We start from the raw sequence: 16,188 nt of genomic DNA, 5'->3' as shown, positions 1-16,188 counted from the left end.
GCTCAGACTGCCGCGGCGACCGGAGTCGACGGCGCAAACGGGTACAAATCCCGCTCGCCTCCCTGAACGACGATGCAGGTGGCCTCCGGCACTTCCGACCAAGCTCCCTGGAGATCTCCCAGCGGTTCGGAGACCACCAACCGGGTGTCGTCCGAGAGGTCCTGGAGCAGCGGGTTGTCCGGGTGCTGGGCGTGAACAACTGCAATGTCGTTGCTGTAGAAGAGTGATCGCGAGTTGCCCTCGCTGGAGTAGCGGAAGGCCCAGGTCGTCTCGCCGTCGGTGGTTGCGACCGTCATCTGAATGGGCTGTTCCACGCCGCGGTGCCGTCCGGCATCCTCGATGAAGCCCACTGCCTCGGCGACCGCCGCGCGGGGGTCCCGCTCCAGCCCGAAGGTCAGTGCGAGATAGAAAAACAGCTCGGAGTCCGTTGATCCTTCGATCTCGGGATAGAGGCTGGGCTCCACCGCCATGGCCAGATCACGTTTCACCTTCGAGAAGTCAGCTAGCGCACCGTTGTGCATCCAGAGCCACTTGCCGTGGCGGAACGGGTGGCAGTTTGTTTGTTGGACGGCGGTTCCCGTGGTGGCGCGGATGTGCGCGAAGACGCGTCCCGCGGAGGCCTGCCCTGAGAGCTCGCGCAGGTTGCGGTCATGCCAGGCGGGCTCCGTGCTGTGGAAGATCCCGGGGACGGGTCCGGTGCCGTACCAGCCAATACCGAATCCGTCTCCGTTGGTGGTCTCCACTCCCAGACGCGAGTTTTTGCTTTGGATAACAAGGGAGTTGTCGGGTTTGTAGAGCAGATCATCCAATCGGACGGGGGAACCTGAATACGCTAGCCAACGACACATGTCGTCTCCTTCGGATCGCGCCGCATTTCCAAACCGTGACGGAGCCAGTCCACCGGCCCTCGTCCACCGCATCCCAGCCAGGCTGAAGACGGAATGTTCCCCACACTTACCGGCGGTCCAACGGGGCGGGCTTTGACGATCGCCGTTAAGCTAGTCGATCACAGAAGGAAGCGGAGTTCTACTGGCACCAGCTATCTTTTTGGTAGGCCGTTCCTGACGCAGGATATGGGTGTGGTGGCGGCCGGGATTAGGCCCCGGCGCCGCGCAGCGCCGCAACAGTGTTCACCGCAGCAGCCACTGCCTCGTATCCCTTGTCCTCGGAGGACCCGGGAAGGCCGGCCCGGTCCAGCCCCTGCTGTTCGGTGTCGCAGGTCAGCACGCCGAACCCGATGGGAGTTCCGGTACGGACGCTGACCTCGGTCAGGCCGGTGGTGGCTGCGGAACAGACGTAGTCAAAGTGCGGAGTTCCGCCGCGGATGACAACGCCGAGGGCCACCACCGCGTCATAGTGCGGTGCCAGCCGGGCGGCGGCAACGGGCAGTTCAAAGCTGCCGGGAACCCTGATCAGCTTCGGCAACAGCCCGGCATCCTCCACGGCACGCAGGGCGCCGTTGACCAGGCCGTCCATAATCTCCGTGTGCCAGCTGGCGGCAACTATGGCCACCCGGATATCCAGGCCTTTCGCCTTGATGCTGCTGACGTCGTTATCCGGTGCGCCGTGTCCGCTCATGAGTTCTTCTCCTGGTTTTGCAGTCTTGATGGTGAGGTCTTGATGGTGAGGTCTTGATGGTGAGGCTCTTGCTTGGTCAGGGGCAGTTAGCCCTGCTGAACCGGTTGGGTGCGCAGCAGAGTCAGCCGGTGGTCCATCCGGTCCCGTTTGGTCTGCAGATAGCGTTCGTTCTCGGCCCGGACGGGAACCTCGGACGGAACCATGGCCGCCACTGTAATTCCGTACTGCTGCAGCCGGTCCCGTTTGGCCGGGTTATTGCTCAGCAGCCGGATCCGGTGAAATCCCAGCGCGTGCAGGATGTCCGCGGCCGCCTCGTAGTCGCGCGCATCCACAGGCAGCCCCAGCTGTTCATTGGCGTCCACGGTGTCCGCTCCGGCCTCCTGCAGGGCGTAAGCCCGCAGCTTGTTGGCCAGGCCGATCCCCCGCCCTTCATGCCCGCGCAGGTACACCACGGTGCCGCCGTGCAGGTTGATCAGTTCCAGTGCCTGCTCCAGCTGTTCCCCGCAGTCACAGCGGTAGGAGCCAAAGACGTCTCCGGTGAGGCACTCCGAATGCAGGCGTACCAGCGGTGCCGCGGGACCGCCGTCGGAATCCGCTCCGGCGCCGTCATTCTGGAGCCCGGTTCCCGGCGCGGAAACAGTCATATGTTCCGCTCCGGTGCGTTGGTCGGTCCAGGCCCGGGCGGTGAAGTCCCCGTAGAGGGTGGGCAGGTGAACAACAGGACCGGGTACGACGCCGGTGGCCGGTTTCTGCGCCGCGCTCACCGCAGCTCCTCCGCATCATCATCAGACTGGGGCCGGTCACGGCTGTCCAGATACGTCACCAAATCGTCGATGGAGATCAGCGGAACTCCGTGCGTGTCGGCAAACGCACGCAGCGCCGGCAGCCGCATCATGGACCCTTCGTCGTGGACGAGTTCGGCAATCACACCCACCGGCGTGCACCTTGCCAGCCGTGCCAGCTCCACCGCTGCTTCAGTGTGCCCGCGGCGGCCGCGGACGCCGTTCCCGTGCGCGCGCAGCGGGAAAATATGGCCGGGCCGGTGCAGATCCGCCGCAGATGCGCCCGGATCCGCCAGCACCCGGGACGTCAGCGCGCGGTCGGCGGCACTGATCCCGGTGCTGACGCCGGCGGCGGCGTCGCAGGAGACGGTGTACGCGGTGCCCTTGGTATCCTCGTTGACCGCCGTCATGGGCGGCAGGTCCAACCGGTCCGCGTACGATCCGGGCAGCGGCACACAGATCACCCCGGAGGTGTAGCGGACGCTCCAGCCCATCAGTTCGGGCGTGGCGTGCTGGGCGGCGAAGATGATGTCGCCTTCGTTTTCGCGGTTCTCATCGTCCACAACCACCACGGGACGTCCCGAAGCGATGGCCTCGATTGCTGCGGGGATGCTGTCCAGCAGGATCAGATTCCCCTGCCGGTCATTGCTGCGAGTGTTCCGGGTTCGGATGCTCATGCTGGCCCTCCTTCGGCGGCGTGCACCGCTTTCTTCGGGTTGGGGAACGCGAGCAGCCGCTCGGCGTACTTGGCCAGCACATCCACTTCCAGGTTCACCTCTCCCCCAATGTCCAGTGCGCCCAGGCCCGTCGCTGCCAGCGTGGTGGGAATCAGGCCCACCTCAAACCACTGCTGCGGTTCTTCTGCGTCGCTGACCGCAGTCACTGTCAGAGAGACGCCGTCCACCGCAATAGAACCCTTTTCCGCGATGTACCGGGCCAGCTGCACCGGCACCGCAAAACGCAGTCGGTCCCAGTTGCCCAGGTTTTCCCGCTCCAGCAGTTCGCCGACCCCGTCCACATGACCCTGGACAACGTGGCCGTCCAGCCGTCCGCCGGCGGGCACGCAGCGTTCCAGATTGACTGTGCTGCCGGGCCGGAGTTTACCGGTGGTGGTGCGGTCCAGGGTTTCGCCCATGACGTCCACGCAGATCCGGTCCCCGTCCAGGGCCGTTGCCGTGAGGCAGACCCCGTTCACTGCGATGGATCCGCCCAGCTCAAGGCCGGCGCCGGTGGCGGGGGCGCTGATGACGAGCACCGCCGAGTCATCTTCGGCGCTCGGGTTCAGGGAAACAACGCTGCCCTGTTCAGCCACAATTCCGGTAAACACGTGGTCTCCTTACGGTTGTTCGGTGCGAAGTGTGGTGGCCGCCGGCATGGGTTCGAGCCGCAGCCGCAGATCAGCGCCCACAAAGCGGGCGGCACCGCCGTCGGTCTCGTCCCAGCGCCACAAAGAGGCATCAGCCAGGGTGTGCACGCCGAGGCTCTCGAACGCGGGAGTGCCCGCGCCAAGCAGCACCGGCGCAAGGTAGGCAACCAATTCGTCTGCCAGTCCGAGGCGCAGGAAGGCACCGGTGAGCGTGGCTCCGCCTTCGATCATGAGGTGGCGGACCCCGTGCGCGTACAGCTGCCGGCAGACGTCCGCGGGGTCATGCTCGGCCAGCTGCAGGAAACGTCCGTCGGTTCCGCGGATGGCCGCGTCTGCGGGCACCGGACGGCGTCCAACGGCCACCCGGAGCGGCTGCCGCGTGGCGGCACCGCCAGCGGTGTCGCGCGCGGTCAGCTGCGGGTTGTCGGCCAGTACGGTGCCGGTTCCAACGAGGACGGCGTCCGCCCGGGAGCGGATGGCGTGCCCGTCGGCGCGGGCAGAGCTGCCGGTGATCCATTGGCTGGTGCCGTCTTGCGCTGCAGTCATGCCGTCCAGGCTCTGCGCGGTTTTTACGGTCACGAAGGGCCGCCTTTGGGCTGCGGCACAAATCCACCGGTGGTTCAGTTCGGCTGACTCAGCAGCCATGAGCCCGCCGTCAACCTCCACACCGGCGGCGGCCAGGGCTTCGGCCCCGCCGGCGGCCTCGGCAGTGGAATCTGCTGCGGCGTAGACAACCCGGGAAACCCCTGCGTTGATGATGGCCTGCGAGCAGGGCCCGGTCCGGCCGGTGTGGTTGCACGGTTCCAGGGTGACCACCATGGTTGCCCCGGTAACGTCCACGCCGTGTGCGGCAGCGTTTGCCAAGGCGTCTGCTTCGGCATGCGGGGTTGTGGCGCCGCGGTGGAAACCGGTGCTCAGGACCTTCTGCGCGGAGTCGAGGATCACCGCTCCCACCAGCGGGTTGGCACCGCGCACGCCCTGCCGGGCCAGGTCCAGCGCATGGAGCATGGCGCTGTGTTCGGCGGTGCTGGTTCCGGTCATAACACCCTCGGATCCGGCATCACGGTTTCCACCTGGGGTTTCTCGTTATTCTTGGCCTTGGCCCAGACAAAGAAGCCAATCAACGTGAAGATGCCGTAAAAGACGTACATGAACGCCGTGGCGTAGTAGCCGGCGCTGAACAGCAGCGGTACGCCCACAATGTCCACGGCAACCCAGATGAGCCAGAATTCCACCCAGCCTTTGGCCATGCCGTAGGTGGCGAGGAGAGAACCCACAAAGGTCCAGGCGTCGGCCCAGACTGGTTCATAGGATCCGAGCCGAGCGAAAATCGGAGTCAGGGCCACGGTTCCCAGCAGCAGGGCTGTCACCAGCCCTATCCGCGCCCTGCCGGAAGCCCACTGCGGGGTCACGGCGGAGCCGCCGTCGTTCTTGCTTTGCTGCCAGCGCCGCCAGCCATAGACCGAGACGGCGATGAACATGATCTGCCGTCCCGCCTGGCCCAGCAAAGTGGCGGAATCAGCGTCGCCAAAAAGGGAACCAAGGAAGACGGTGAGCAGAAGGACGTTGCCGATGATGCCCGCCGGCCAGGCCCAGACTTTACGGCGCATACCGCCGAGGGCGCTCAGGAGCCCAAAGATGTTGCCTACAACCTCACGCACCAGAAGGGATGACGATCCCACCGGTACCTGAGCGTCAAAGAGCCACCGCAAAAAATCCATGTCGTTCCTATCCCGTCAGCGGCGGCTCCGGGGGTACGACAGTACGGTGCATCGACGTTAAACGTCCCCGCCTGCGGAGACGTTTAACCGTCGGTTCAACAAACTGCACGTGCTTCTCCCATCCAGACTTTAACTGTCGGTACTGGAATTTCACCAGTTCAACCGCACCGCTTTTCCCGAGATTCGGGAGCTGCAGTGCGGGTCGCGGACTATAACCGCCGGTTCGGAATTACACCGACCCCGGAGCACGATTGTTAAACCCATTCTTACACAAGCGTGCGGTGAGAGCGCCAGTTTTCCGTGAAGGTTCAAGTAATAATTGTCACTTCGGGACACACGCCGCCCCGCCCGATTGAATGTCACCGCAGGTCATAGGGCGCTATGGGAGCACAGATAGTGCAGCCGGCAGAAAGAGTCAGCGTGAGGAAGCAGCCTCTGCGGCGACGCGCAGCTTACTGATGGCGTCGTTGGGATCACCGCTGCCATAAACCGCTGACCCGGCCACAAACACGTTGGCTCCGGCCTCGGCGGCGCGCTCAATGGTGTCCGCGGAAATTCCACCGTCAACCTGGATGGCCAGCGGCAGGTTGGAGCCGCGGACGGCCTCCGCGGCGCGGCGGATCTTCGGCAGGGTGACGTCCAGGAATTTCTGCCCGCCGAAGCCCGGCTCCACGGTCATGATCAGCAGCATGTCCAGTTCAGAGAGCATGTCCAGATACGGCTCCACCGGGGTGGCCGGACGCAGCGCCATGCCTGCCTTGGCGCCGCGGTCACGGATGTCCCGTGCCAGCTTGATCGGCGCCGCTGCAGCCTCCACATGGAACGTCACCGACGCGAGCCCCAACTCCGCATACAACGGAGCCCAGCGGTCGGCGTCGGAAATCATCAGGTGCGCGTCCAGCGGCAGCTTCGAAACCTGCTGGATCCGTTCCACCACTGGCAGTCCGATGGTCAGGTTCGGCACAAAATGGTTATCCATGACGTCCACGTGGACGGCGTCGGCAGTGCTGATCCGCTCCAGCTCGGCCTGCAGGTTGACGAAGTCGGCCGAGAGGATGCTCGGGTTGATACAGCACGTGCTCATGGTTCTCCTTGTGGACGGTCAGGGGCCCGGCCGATGGGTCGGGCATAGGACGAGAACAGATCTGGACGGGGGTTAGACCTTGCGGCGGATCAGCGCCAGGAACATTGCATCCGTCTGGTGGATGTGCGGCCACAGCTGCGCGGTCAGCTCATGTCCGGCACCCAGGTTGCCGGTCAGGCTTGCGTTATCCAGCGCTGCACCGGCGTCGAGCAGCTCCAAATCGTTGCGTTGGCGCAGCACATCGGCCACGACGGCGGTAGTCTCGGCCGGATGCGGCGAGCACGTCACATAGCCCACCACGCCGCCGGGCTTAACGGCGTCCACCGCGGCGATGAGCAGTTCGCGCTGCAGCGCACCCAACTCCCCCACATCGGTGGGCTTGCGGCGCCAGCGCGACTCGGGCCGGCGGCGCAGGGCACCCAGTCCGGTGCACGGTGCGTCGACAAGGATGCGGTCGAACGTTTCCGGATACTGTTCGGCAATGCTGCGGCCGTCTCCCGTGCGTACGTCCCAGACCTCGCCCGGAACTGCTTCCAGGGCCTGGCGAACCAGCTTGGCGCGGTGCGCGGCGGGTTCGTTGGCCAGCAGAATGGCACCCTTCTCATTGGCCAGGGCAGCCAGCAGTGCCGCCTTGCCGCCGGGTCCGGCGCAGAGGTCCAGCCACTGTTCCCCGTCACGGCTGCCGTCGGCGGTCCGGTCGCCAATGTCCACTGCAGCCAGGGCCCGCGCCACGAGCTGGGATCCGGCATCCTGGACGCGGGTGGTGCCGGCCCGGACGGATTCCAGGCGGCCGACGTCGCCCGCCGAGAACAGTGCCGAGTCGAGAACGAGTTCGCCGTTCACAGCCCCTGCCTCGCGTGCTTCATCGAGATTGCCCAGGCCGGGCAGGGCTACGAGGTTCACCACGGGGGCATCGTTGTCCGCCTGCAGCAGGTCAGTGATTTCCTCGACATTGCGGCCGTGGGCCACCAGTGACTGGCGGAGGGCGCGGACAATCCATTCCGGGTGGCTATGTTCGATGGCTGCACGCTTGGTCGCGTCGGTCTCTCCGCGGGTCAGCTCTTCGAGCCAGGCGTCCAGGTCACGTGCTGCGACTTTGCGCAGCACCGCGTTGATCAGTGCCGACGGACCGGCACCGATGACGGCACGGGCCAGGCCCACGGTCTGATCCAGGGCCGCATGCGCCGGAACGCGCATGGCCAGCAGCTGGTGCGCACCGATCCGCAGGGCGTCCAGGACTGCGGGATCCAGCTTATCCAGGGGGCGGTCCACGCACTTGGCCAGGATTGCGTCATAGGTTCCCTGGCCGCGCAGGGCGCCGTAGGCGAGTTCGGTGGCGAAACCGGCGTCGCGCTTGTCCAGGTGGTGCTTGCGGATGCTCTTGGGCAGCACGAGGTTGGCGTAGGCGTCGTCTTCGGAAACTGCCCGGAGCACCTCGAAGGCCACCAGACGCGCCGGGTCCGCCGCACGGGTGCGCTGGCCCGGTGCCTGCTTGGTGTGGCTGCGCACGGAGGGACGGCTGCGCTCATGTCCCTTTTCGTTGCGGGCTTTATTTCCCTGGACTGAACGGCCGGAGGGCGTGTTGTTGTGCGGGGTACTGTTCTGGGAGGTCATTCGAAGACCACATCCTCACGGTTGGCCAGGCCGCGGGCCCAGTCGGCCCCCGGCATCATTTTCTTGCCGGCGGGCTGAACCTGCGCCAGTTCCAGGCCGGACGAACCGGTGCCGACCACGGCGGCTGCCTGCGCGCCGCCGGTGAAGCGGACCCGGCCCGGGGCCAGATCGGTGATGTCGGGGCGCAGCACAGCGGAGCCGATCTTGAAGCGGGCCCCGTCCCACGTGGTCCAGGCCCCCGGTTCCGGCGTCACGCCGTTGATCCGGCGGCGGATGGCCAGGGCCGGCTGCCGCCAGTCGACCCGCGCGTCGTCAATGGTCAGTTTGGGGGCCAGAGTGATGTTCCCGGTCTGCGGCACAGCGTGCGCCGCTCCGGTCTCGATAGCGCTCAATGTCTGCGCGAGCAGTACGGCGCCGCTGTGCGAGAGGCGCTCGAGCAGTTCCCCGCTGGTGTCTTCCGGGCGCAGCGTCTCGGTCAGCTGCCCGTACACGGGGCCGGTGTCCAGGCCCTTTTCCAGCAGGAAGGTGGAGGCCCCGGTGACGTCGTCGCCGTTGATGACGGCGTGCTGCACCGGCGCGGCACCGCGCCAGGAAGGGAGAAGGGAAAAGTGCAGGTTGATCCAGCCGTGTTCGGGGATGCTCAGCGCCCGCTCGGGAATGAGTCCCCCGTACGCGACGATCGCCGCCGCGTCCGGTTTGGCAGCGCGGATGGCGGCAACGGCGTCGTCGTCAATCTTTGCCGCGCGGATGACGGGCAGCCCCAGCTCGGAGGCGCGGGCGGCAACGGGCGACGGCGTGAGGGTCCGCTTGCGGCCCAGCGGTGCATCGGGGCGGGTCAGCACCGCGACGACGTCGAAACCGGCTTCCAGCAGGGCGTTCAGTGAGGGGACTGCGACGGCCGGGGTGCCGGCGAAAAGTACGCGCATGGCCACGGGCGGTTAGGCCTGTCCGCCGGTGCCGAAGGAGCTGCCGGCGCCGAAGGATGAGCCTGCGCCAAAGGCGGAGCCGACCGTCTGGGCGCGCTCCGCCGTGGTACGTCCGGCAATGGCGTCATAGTCTGCCTGGCGAATGGCGCGCAGTGCTTTCTTGCGGTTTTCGCCTTCGAGCCGGTCGATGTACAGCACACCGTCCAGGTGATCCGTTTCGTGCTGGAAGGCTCGGGCAAGCATCCCTTCGCCCTCAAGCGTGACGGGATTGCCATCCTTATCCACTCCGGTGACGCGGGTCCAGCGGGAGCGCGGCACGGGATAGCCGAGTCCGGGGATGGAAAGGCAGCCCTCCATCTGGTCCTCCTGGCGGTCTTCGCTCAGTTCCAGAACGGGGTTGACCACGTGTCCGGCCTGCCCGTCAATCCGGTAGGTGAAAACCCGGAGGCTGACGCCCACCTGGGGTGCTGCCAGACCGGCGCCTTCAACATCCTCCATGGTTTCTTCCATGTCGGCGACGAGCTTGGCCAGTTCCGGCCCGAAGTCCGTGACCTCCTCAGCGGGGGTCCGCAGGACTGGGTCGCCGATAATCCGGATGTTCAGGATTGCCATCTAGGTTTCGTTCCTTACTGTTACGCACGGTTTCTGCGCTGCTGCTGACTGATTGTTGCTCAGAACCAGTCTAGTTGGGCCGGGCGCGTTGCCGCTCCCCCGCACCTTTGGGTTCCGGGCGCGGGCGGCATCGCACGCCGGCGCGGACGGCATCGCACGCCGGGCGCGGGCGGCATCGCACGCCGGCGATCCGCTGCAGCCTCATCAGCCTTCCCCGTTTCGCTCAGGTGGACGACGCCTGGGGTGCACGGACAGCATGTGCCCCGGCGGGCGGCGGAGCGATGGGCAGGAGCGCACTGCCGGCAGCAGCGACGTCGTACGAGGTTTGCCAGAGCCGGCGCAGTGCGCAGAACTTGAACCAGTGCTGCGGAAGAACTGCGGGGTTGGCGCGCATTGGACGGACTTCGGTCTGCCCCACGGCAACGCCAAGCAGCAGCGGATCCTCGCCGTAGGCCCACGGCTCCCAGATGCCCTTGCCGGCATCCACAAGCGACTCCTTGGCCTTCATGCCCGCTACCAGCTGCATGACCACCTTGTCATCCAGCGGCTTGACCTGCCCGTCGCGGTCAGTGTTCTTGGTCTTGTAATCGATCAGGCAAAGCCGTCCGTTGATGCGGGCCACGAGGTCCAGGGTTCCGGCGTATCCCAGTTCGTCATTCCAGACGGTGATTTCCGGTGCCAGCGGCTCCACCTCATAAAGGTCCCACCACTCATCAAAGCGGTCTGCGAACTGATGCTCTCCATGTTCCAGGAGCGCGGTGCGGGCTGCTTCAAGCTCATGCGGAAGATCCAGGGCACGGAGAGAAACCTGCTCGCAGTAATAGTGGACCCGTGTACCGCGTTCGGCGGCCTGGTCGCGGTAGCGTTCTGAGGCGCGCGAGGCTTCCTTGACCAGGCTGCGCAGCGCTCCCGGGTTGCCCAGGCTTGCCGGGAGCTTGGGATCCTTGACTATGGCAGTGGCAGCCATGTAGCTGTGCCAGCCGTCCAGCGAGGTGGAACCCTGCGCAATCACCGTGGTGATGGACGGTACCGTAGGCGGCTCAGAAAGGGACCGGGAGTACATCCGCCCGAATTCTGTTGCATGTGCAAGAGCTGGTTCAGTCATATCTTCAGTTTGCCACCCCGCACCGACATCGGTTCGCAGGCCGGCCAGCGGGGCACAAACCATGAACCGGGATAGTGGCGAAATCTGCCTTCACTTCTTGAAGAGGCAATAAGGGGGTTCGCTGGCAGCTTGGATGGGTCAATGCCCTCTCTGGATTGTTTTCAGATGGACGCGTAATCTGACCGCGCCAGGTGTCCTCCCATAAGGAGTTGCGATGAACAATTTTCCTCAGGACTACGAGACGTTCGACCTTGGCGAGTTCCAGACACAGCACGGCGCAACGTTGCGCGGTGCTCAACTCGCCTACAAAACTTTCGGAGAGCTCAACTCAGATAAGAGCAATGTGATTGTGTGCCCAACGTGGTATTCCGGGCGGCATTGGGACAACGAGTGGATGATCGGCGAGGGCATGGCTCTGGACCCCGCGAAATACTTCATTGTCATTCCGAACATGCTCGGCAACGGGGTTTCGACTTCGCCGAGCAACATGGCACCACCCTATGACCGAGCACGGTTTCCCAAGGTGACCTTTTACGACCAAGTCCAGGCTCAGCACAAACTGCTCACCGAACGGTACGGCATCGAACGGATAGCCCTGGTGACAGGTTGGTCGATGGGAGCCGGGCAAACTTACCAGTGGGCAGTCAGTCACCCTGACATGGTTGAGCGGGCCGCTCCATTCTGCGGCTCCTCCAAGACGAGCGTTCACAACTTTGTATTTCTTGAAGGGGTCAAAGCAGCGCTCACTACCGATGACGCATTCAAAGGGGGGTGGTATGAAAGGCAGCCCGAAAAGGGACTACGCGCTGCGGCGCGCGTTTACGCCGGTTGGGGCTTCTCACAGGCCTTCTACTGGGAGGAGACCTATCGTGAAGAGTGGAAGTCTCTTCGACTTCGCACGTCCCTCCGCTTCTCATCCCTGGAGGACTTCCTCGTGACCTACTGGGAAGGGCACTTCCTAGGTGGCGGACCTATTCTCCACGAGCGCGATACGAACGACCTGCTCGCCATGCTATGGACCTGGCAGTACGGCGACATTGGGGCAACACCGGGCTTTGACGGGGACCACATCAAGGCGCTGCGGTCCATACGTGCCCGACTGATCGCGATGCCGGGAGAAAAAGACCTCTACTTCCCACCGGAAGATGAGGAATTTGCATCTCAGTACATCGAGAAAGGCGAGGTGCGTCGGATCCCCGGCGTGTGGGGGCACTTCGCCGGTATTGGCGACAATCCGGTCGATTCCGCATTCATTGACGCTGTCCTCAAGGAGCTTCTGGCCGGTGAGAGCGGGCTGGCTTAGGCCGAGGTTCCACCTGTCGCTGCTGTCTATTCTCGGCCTTCCGGACGGGGCGCCGCGGGTTCTTTATGTGGGTGGCGCTCCGTACCGGAACACTGGCGATGTTGGTCGGCGGGCTCCTGGGAGGCAAAATCCGATAACTTGTTGGGCGCCGTCTGGCCTGCCCACCTCTCTTAGGACCAGCCTCTCTTAGGAGGACCCACCATGCGTGCCAAATAGAAACAGCCCCTGATCCAGTGTTTCCACTAGCCAGAGGCTGTTTTCATGTTGGTGGGCGATACTGGGTTCGAACCAGTGACCTCTTCGGTGTGAACGAAGCGCGCTACCACTGCGCCAATCGCCCCCTGTGCCGCTGTCATTTCCATAACTGCAACGTGTAAAGATGCTAGCCCAGATCGCCGCTGGCTCCAAACCGGTCAACGACGGCCGGTGCCGCCGTCGTCCCGCCGTCGTCCATGCACCCAGACTTTCTTCCCCGCGCTGGGGCCCGGGGTCGCCCGGGGTCGCCCGGGCGACTGCCATAACGGAGCGGCCATTTAGCCGGCAGCCTGCAATCAGGAGTAAGCACGGACGTAACGCGCAGATCAACCAGCGGCAGGAAGTGCAGGCCGGCCCAGTATCTTGGGCAGCGTCTGACCACGCTGCCAACTGATCCGACCTCTCCCCCTCCCGCCTGCTGGGCCGTTGAGCGCACTACGGAAGGTAATACGCACCGATAAGGGCCTCGACGACGGGACGCCCGGGTACCGGATGATCCGCAGCACCAGGCGTTCACCTGCTGCTTTACCACGGAACGCCCCATGATCGGACCACTTCCGGACCCCAGGCCCGATTGGACGAAATACGAATAGTCCTATAGAGTTTTTCTTCGTTGGAAAGCGGGAGTTCGCCGCGAAAAGCGAAAGCGATTCGGGACGGAATACCTCAACTTTTACAGCATGCGGACGTAGCTCAGCTGGCTAGAGCACCACCTTGCCAAGGTGGATGTCGCGGGTTCGAATCCCGTCGTCCGCTCGCAAGTCACTGTACAAGCCGGTTGATCCTAACCGGTCGGCCTATGCTTATGCTGCGGTCACGGTGGGGTGGCCGAGAGGCGAGGCAGCGGCCTGCAAAGCCGTATACGCGGGTTCGAATCCCGTCCCCACCTCCACAGAGGATTTGCAAGCCCTTTGGGCGCGATTGGCGCAGCGGTAGCGCGCTTCCCTGACACGGAAGAGGTCACTGGTTCGATCCCAGTATCGCGCACTACAGTTTGGCGCCTTGGTGCACAACTGTGTTTTTGCGGACGTAGCTCAGCTGGCTAGAGCACCACCTTGCCAAGGTGGATGTCGCGGGTTCGAATCCCGTCGTCCGCTCTCTTGACCGCATCGGGTCACCTCCGGGAGATCTGATGTTTCAAGCGCGATTGGCGCAGCGGTAGCGCGCTTCCCTGACACGGAAGAGGTCACTGGTTCGATCCCAGTATCGCGCACGGACAACTTCCGGTTGTCTTGTTTTTGCGGACGTAGCTCAGCTGGCTAGAGCACCACCTTGCCAAGGTGGATGTCGCGGGTTCGAATCCCGTCGTCCGCTCGCACAGTTGCTCTTCGGAGCAGCATTCAGATGGAGCAGGCCATTTATCTGGCCTGCTCCTTCTGCGTTTAAGTCGGTCGCCGCTACGTGAGGTATTGGCCACATCGCGGGCTTTGGCGGCAGCGGGGGCTGGCAACTGTTGGTCGATGATGAACGACGGCGAGGGTGATCTCGCTAACGACTGCGGCGCCGGTAGCGGTCTCGCTAGCGACGCTGGCGATGACGGTAGCGGTCTCGCTAGCGGCGGCGACGGCGGCGGTGATCTCGCCAACAACGGCGACTGTAGCTCCGCCCTCCCCTGGCCGGTTGCCCGCGTTCCTCCTCCACAGACATGGATGAGCGCCCGAAGGCCGAATGTTCTCCACAAAATTCGAAACTACTTTCGAATATGACGGCCGTTACTGAGATTCTTGGGTTATGGAAGATGATCTGCAAGACCGGACCCTTGGCCGGGCGCATACCGTTCCGGCGGACGATCCATCGCTCCGTTCAACTGGCCTTGAGTCTGATTTCTCTCCTTCCACCGGCCGTTCCGACTCGCCGAATGCGGCACTGCGCACCCTCGTTTCCAGCGTGCAAGTCATTGTGCACGACCTCAATGAACAAATTCCCCTCCTTTCTTCAGCGGAACTGATCTCCCTCGCAGCGGATGTCGAGGCACTTTCCCGTATTGTCGATCACCTGCAGATAGCCGCGGCCGCTGGCGTCGACCGGGCACGGATATGCTCCGCCATCACCGATTCCTGGACCATTTCCTCCGGAGAGGTCCAGCAGGAATATAAGAACACCGCCGAATATCTGCGCCACCGGCTTCGGATCAGCAGCAGGGAAGCGTGGAGACGGGTTCGTCTTGGTTCTTCACTTACATCCTCAACAGGCATTTCCGGCCAAAAAATCGTACCGGAGTTTGCGGTAGTGGCAGCGTCCGCGGCGCAAGGCCAGCTGTCGGGCGAAGCAGCGCAACTGATCAGTATGGCATTGAAGCGTGTCCAGGGATGCGGTACCCGGGAGGACCGCGCTGCCATGGAAACCGCGTTGACTGAAGTGGCTGTCAGTCAGGATCTGGATGCACTCAATGTGGTTGCCCATGCCTGGATCAACCACCTCGATCCGGACGGAACTGAACCGTCTGAGCAGCAAAAGGCCGAGCTGCAGGGCCTGTTTATCCGCCGGAAGTACCGTGGGCTGCATCGGCTGGACATTTTTGCCTCCGAAGACCAATTCGAGACCCTTATGACGGCGCTGTCGCCTGAGGCTAACCCGCGGACCGGCGGAACAGCGTCTGCAGAGGGCACCTGCGCAGACGTTGAGGGCAAGGAACGTGCTGTTCCCGCTGATCCCCGCAGCTATCCGCAGAAGTGCTTGGACGGCTTGGTGGCCTCCTGCCGGATGGCCCTCGCCGCCGGCCAGCTCCCTGCCAGCGGCGGGTCCAAACCGCAAGTCCTTGCTGTCATTCCCTATGACCAGCTAAGCGACCGCCTCAAGAGGACAACCAGAATGCGCCCGACTAGTTTCCCCGGCACAAACGGGATGCACGGCACAACCGGTTCACCACCAGACGAGTCCTGGATGTCCGCCTCGGCTCGGGATGAGAGTGAGGCAGGTGCGGGAAGGACACCTGCGGACAGGACTCCGGAAGGCGGAATACTGGCTTTCTCCGGGCCCGTTCCGGCTCGCCAGATCCGCCGCATCGCCTGTGACGCGGACATTATCCCGGTAGTCCTCAGCGGGGAGGGCCGCATTCTCGACGTTGGAACTGCCGCCCGCTATTTTCCGCCGTATCTGAGGAGGGCACTTGTTGCCAGGGATCGGGGGTGCGCTTTCCCCGGCTGCACCGCGCCTGCCCCTTGGTGCGAAGCCCACCACATCGAGTATCACTCCCATGGAGGGACCACCAGCACGGACAACGGCGTGCTCCTGTGCGGATTCCATCATCATCTGATCCATCGGGAGAAGTGGCGGATCACAGTTCGGCGCGGGTCCCCTTGGTTCACACCACCCACCTATGTGGATCCCTTCCAAGCGCCACTAAAAAACACCTACTTTCATCCCCTCCGCCCACATCGGCAAAGGGCATAGAACCGGCACAGGCACGGAACAGCCGCCGGCGCTGGCGACGCTGTGCCCACACCGACCCGAGCGAACGATCAAGAAATCCGATAGCTCCGGTTCTTGGCCCTTATACTCAGGGGGCTTACCATTGACGGTGAACGGGAAACGTTTGGTTTCCCCTGCGTAAAGGAGGTGGTCCATGTCTTTATTTGACGGGCTCAAGGGCAAGGCCGGAGAGCTGAAGGACAAGGCGACCGAGCTTGTGGGCGAGAATGCCGACAAGATCAAGGGCGGCATCGATCAAGCAGGGAAATTCGCCGATGAGAAGACCGGCGGAAAGTACTCTGACAAGATCGACGGCTTCCAGAACAAGGCCTCGGAAGCGGTAGACAAGGTCGACCGCAAGCAGGGGCCCGACACGGGAACCGAACCCGGAACGACTCCTCCGGCCGTATAAGCTTCAGAGCACGACAGAA

At 63.9% G+C, this 16,188-nt stretch carries 15 protein-coding genes, 7 tRNA genes and 1 riboswitch; of the genes, 9 read left to right on the top strand and 13 right to left on the bottom strand.

What is annotated here, in order from left to right; genetic code table 11:
* Positions 1–2: 2 nt before the first annotated feature.
* The 12 genes from ABIB35_RS13015 to ABIB35_RS12960 all read right to left on the bottom strand — a co-directional run bounded on the left by ABIB35_RS13015 (position 3) and on the right by ABIB35_RS12960 (position 10,788).
* Positions 3–848 carry a class II glutamine amidotransferase gene (locus ABIB35_RS13015; RefSeq protein WP_354181999.1) on the bottom strand — a complete coding sequence of 282 codons (846 nt, stop codon included), beginning with the start codon at positions 846–848 and terminating at the stop codon, positions 3–5.
* A 247-nt stretch (positions 849–1,095) separates the two neighbouring features.
* Entirely contained in the window at positions 1,096–1,578 is a 483-nt protein-coding gene (gene ribH, locus ABIB35_RS13010; RefSeq protein ID WP_354181998.1) for a 6,7-dimethyl-8-ribityllumazine synthase, read from the bottom strand.
* A gap of 86 nt (positions 1,579–1,664) precedes the next feature.
* Complete coding sequence (locus ABIB35_RS13005) at positions 1,665–2,342, bottom strand: GTP cyclohydrolase II (RefSeq protein ID WP_354181996.1); 678 nt, start codon at positions 2,340–2,342, stop codon at positions 1,665–1,667.
* A complete protein-coding gene (gene ribB, locus ABIB35_RS13000; protein WP_354181994.1) occupies positions 2,339–3,037 on the bottom strand; it encodes a 3,4-dihydroxy-2-butanone-4-phosphate synthase in 699 nt (232 codons plus the stop codon). The genes ABIB35_RS13005 and ribB overlap by 4 nt, the downstream gene beginning before the upstream one ends.
* Positions 3,034–3,687 carry a riboflavin synthase gene (locus ABIB35_RS12995; protein ID WP_354181993.1) on the bottom strand — a complete coding sequence of 218 codons (654 nt, stop codon included), beginning with the start codon at positions 3,685–3,687 and terminating at the stop codon, positions 3,034–3,036. Before ABIB35_RS12995 ends, ribB begins: the two co-directional genes overlap by 4 nt.
* Before the next feature lie 9 nt (positions 3,688–3,696).
* A complete protein-coding gene (gene ribD / locus ABIB35_RS12990) occupies positions 3,697–4,767 on the bottom strand; it encodes a bifunctional diaminohydroxyphosphoribosylaminopyrimidine deaminase/5-amino-6-(5-phosphoribosylamino)uracil reductase RibD (RefSeq protein ID WP_354181991.1) in 1,071 nt (356 codons plus the stop codon).
* A complete protein-coding gene (gene pnuC, locus ABIB35_RS12985; protein WP_354181989.1) occupies positions 4,764–5,447 on the bottom strand; it encodes a nicotinamide riboside transporter PnuC in 684 nt (227 codons plus the stop codon). Before pnuC ends, ribD begins: the two co-directional genes overlap by 4 nt.
* A 106-nt stretch (positions 5,448–5,553) precedes the next feature.
* Positions 5,554–5,699: riboswitch (FMN riboswitch) on the bottom strand.
* Between the two features lie 163 nt (positions 5,700–5,862).
* Complete coding sequence (gene rpe / locus ABIB35_RS12980) at positions 5,863–6,531, bottom strand: ribulose-phosphate 3-epimerase (RefSeq protein ID WP_354181988.1); 669 nt, start codon at positions 6,529–6,531, stop codon at positions 5,863–5,865.
* Between the two features lie 72 nt (positions 6,532–6,603).
* On the bottom strand, positions 6,604–8,145 hold the full coding sequence (locus ABIB35_RS12975; RefSeq protein ID WP_354181986.1) for an RsmB/NOP family class I SAM-dependent RNA methyltransferase: 1,542 nt from the start codon (positions 8,143–8,145) through the stop codon (positions 6,604–6,606).
* Positions 8,142–9,071, bottom strand: a complete 930-nt coding sequence (fmt, locus tag ABIB35_RS12970; RefSeq protein ID WP_354181984.1) for a methionyl-tRNA formyltransferase — start codon at positions 9,069–9,071, stop codon at positions 8,142–8,144. The genes ABIB35_RS12975 and fmt overlap by 4 nt, the downstream gene beginning before the upstream one ends.
* A 12-nt stretch (positions 9,072–9,083) precedes the next feature.
* Positions 9,084–9,683, bottom strand: coding sequence for a peptide deformylase (gene def / locus ABIB35_RS12965; protein WP_354181982.1), 600 nt, complete (start codon positions 9,681–9,683; stop codon positions 9,084–9,086).
* Between the two features lie 223 nt (positions 9,684–9,906).
* Entirely contained in the window at positions 9,907–10,788 is an 882-nt protein-coding gene (locus ABIB35_RS12960; protein WP_354181981.1) for a cytochrome, read from the bottom strand.
* A 214-nt stretch (positions 10,789–11,002) separates the two neighbouring features.
* Here ABIB35_RS12960 and ABIB35_RS12955 point away from each other — a divergent pair, with 214 nt between their 5' ends.
* Positions 11,003–12,091, top strand: a complete 1,089-nt coding sequence (locus ABIB35_RS12955) for an alpha/beta fold hydrolase (protein ID WP_354181979.1) — start codon at positions 11,003–11,005, stop codon at positions 12,089–12,091.
* A 265-nt stretch (positions 12,092–12,356) separates the two neighbouring features.
* Here ABIB35_RS12955 and ABIB35_RS12950 read toward each other — a convergent pair.
* Positions 12,357–12,431 (bottom strand) — tRNA-Val (locus ABIB35_RS12950).
* A 597-nt stretch (positions 12,432–13,028) separates the two neighbouring features.
* Between ABIB35_RS12950 and ABIB35_RS12945 the strand changes: the two genes are divergently transcribed.
* The 8 genes from ABIB35_RS12945 (at position 13,029) to ABIB35_RS12910 (ending at position 16,169) form a co-directional block, all read left to right on the top strand.
* Positions 13,029–13,102 (top strand) — tRNA-Gly (locus ABIB35_RS12945).
* Positions 13,103–13,164: 62 nt separating this feature from the next.
* Positions 13,165–13,238: transfer RNA gene (locus ABIB35_RS12940), tRNA-Cys, on the top strand.
* A 23-nt stretch (positions 13,239–13,261) separates the two neighbouring features.
* Positions 13,262–13,333: transfer RNA gene (locus ABIB35_RS12935), tRNA-Val, on the top strand.
* A gap of 36 nt (positions 13,334–13,369) precedes the next feature.
* Positions 13,370–13,443 (top strand) — tRNA-Gly (locus ABIB35_RS12930).
* Between the two features lie 44 nt (positions 13,444–13,487).
* Positions 13,488–13,559: transfer RNA gene (locus ABIB35_RS12925), tRNA-Val, on the top strand.
* Positions 13,560–13,586: 27 nt separating this feature from the next.
* Positions 13,587–13,660 (top strand) — tRNA-Gly (locus ABIB35_RS12920).
* A 417-nt stretch (positions 13,661–14,077) separates the two neighbouring features.
* Positions 14,078–15,739, top strand: coding sequence for an HNH endonuclease signature motif containing protein (locus ABIB35_RS12915; protein ID WP_354181978.1), 1,662 nt, complete (start codon positions 14,078–14,080; stop codon positions 15,737–15,739).
* A gap of 172 nt (positions 15,740–15,911) precedes the next feature.
* The gene (locus ABIB35_RS12910) at positions 15,912–16,169 is read left to right on the top strand and encodes an antitoxin (protein WP_354181976.1); all 258 of its coding nucleotides are present in this window, start codon (positions 15,912–15,914) and stop codon (positions 16,167–16,169) included.
* The last annotated feature ends 19 nt before the right edge of the window (positions 16,170–16,188 follow it).

The sequence above is a fragment of the Arthrobacter sp. UYP6 genome, assembly GCF_040547315.1.
Taxonomy (GTDB): Bacteria; Actinomycetota; Actinomycetes; order Actinomycetales; family Micrococcaceae; genus Arthrobacter_B.
This window is presented reverse-complemented; position numbering and strand designations above follow the sequence as displayed.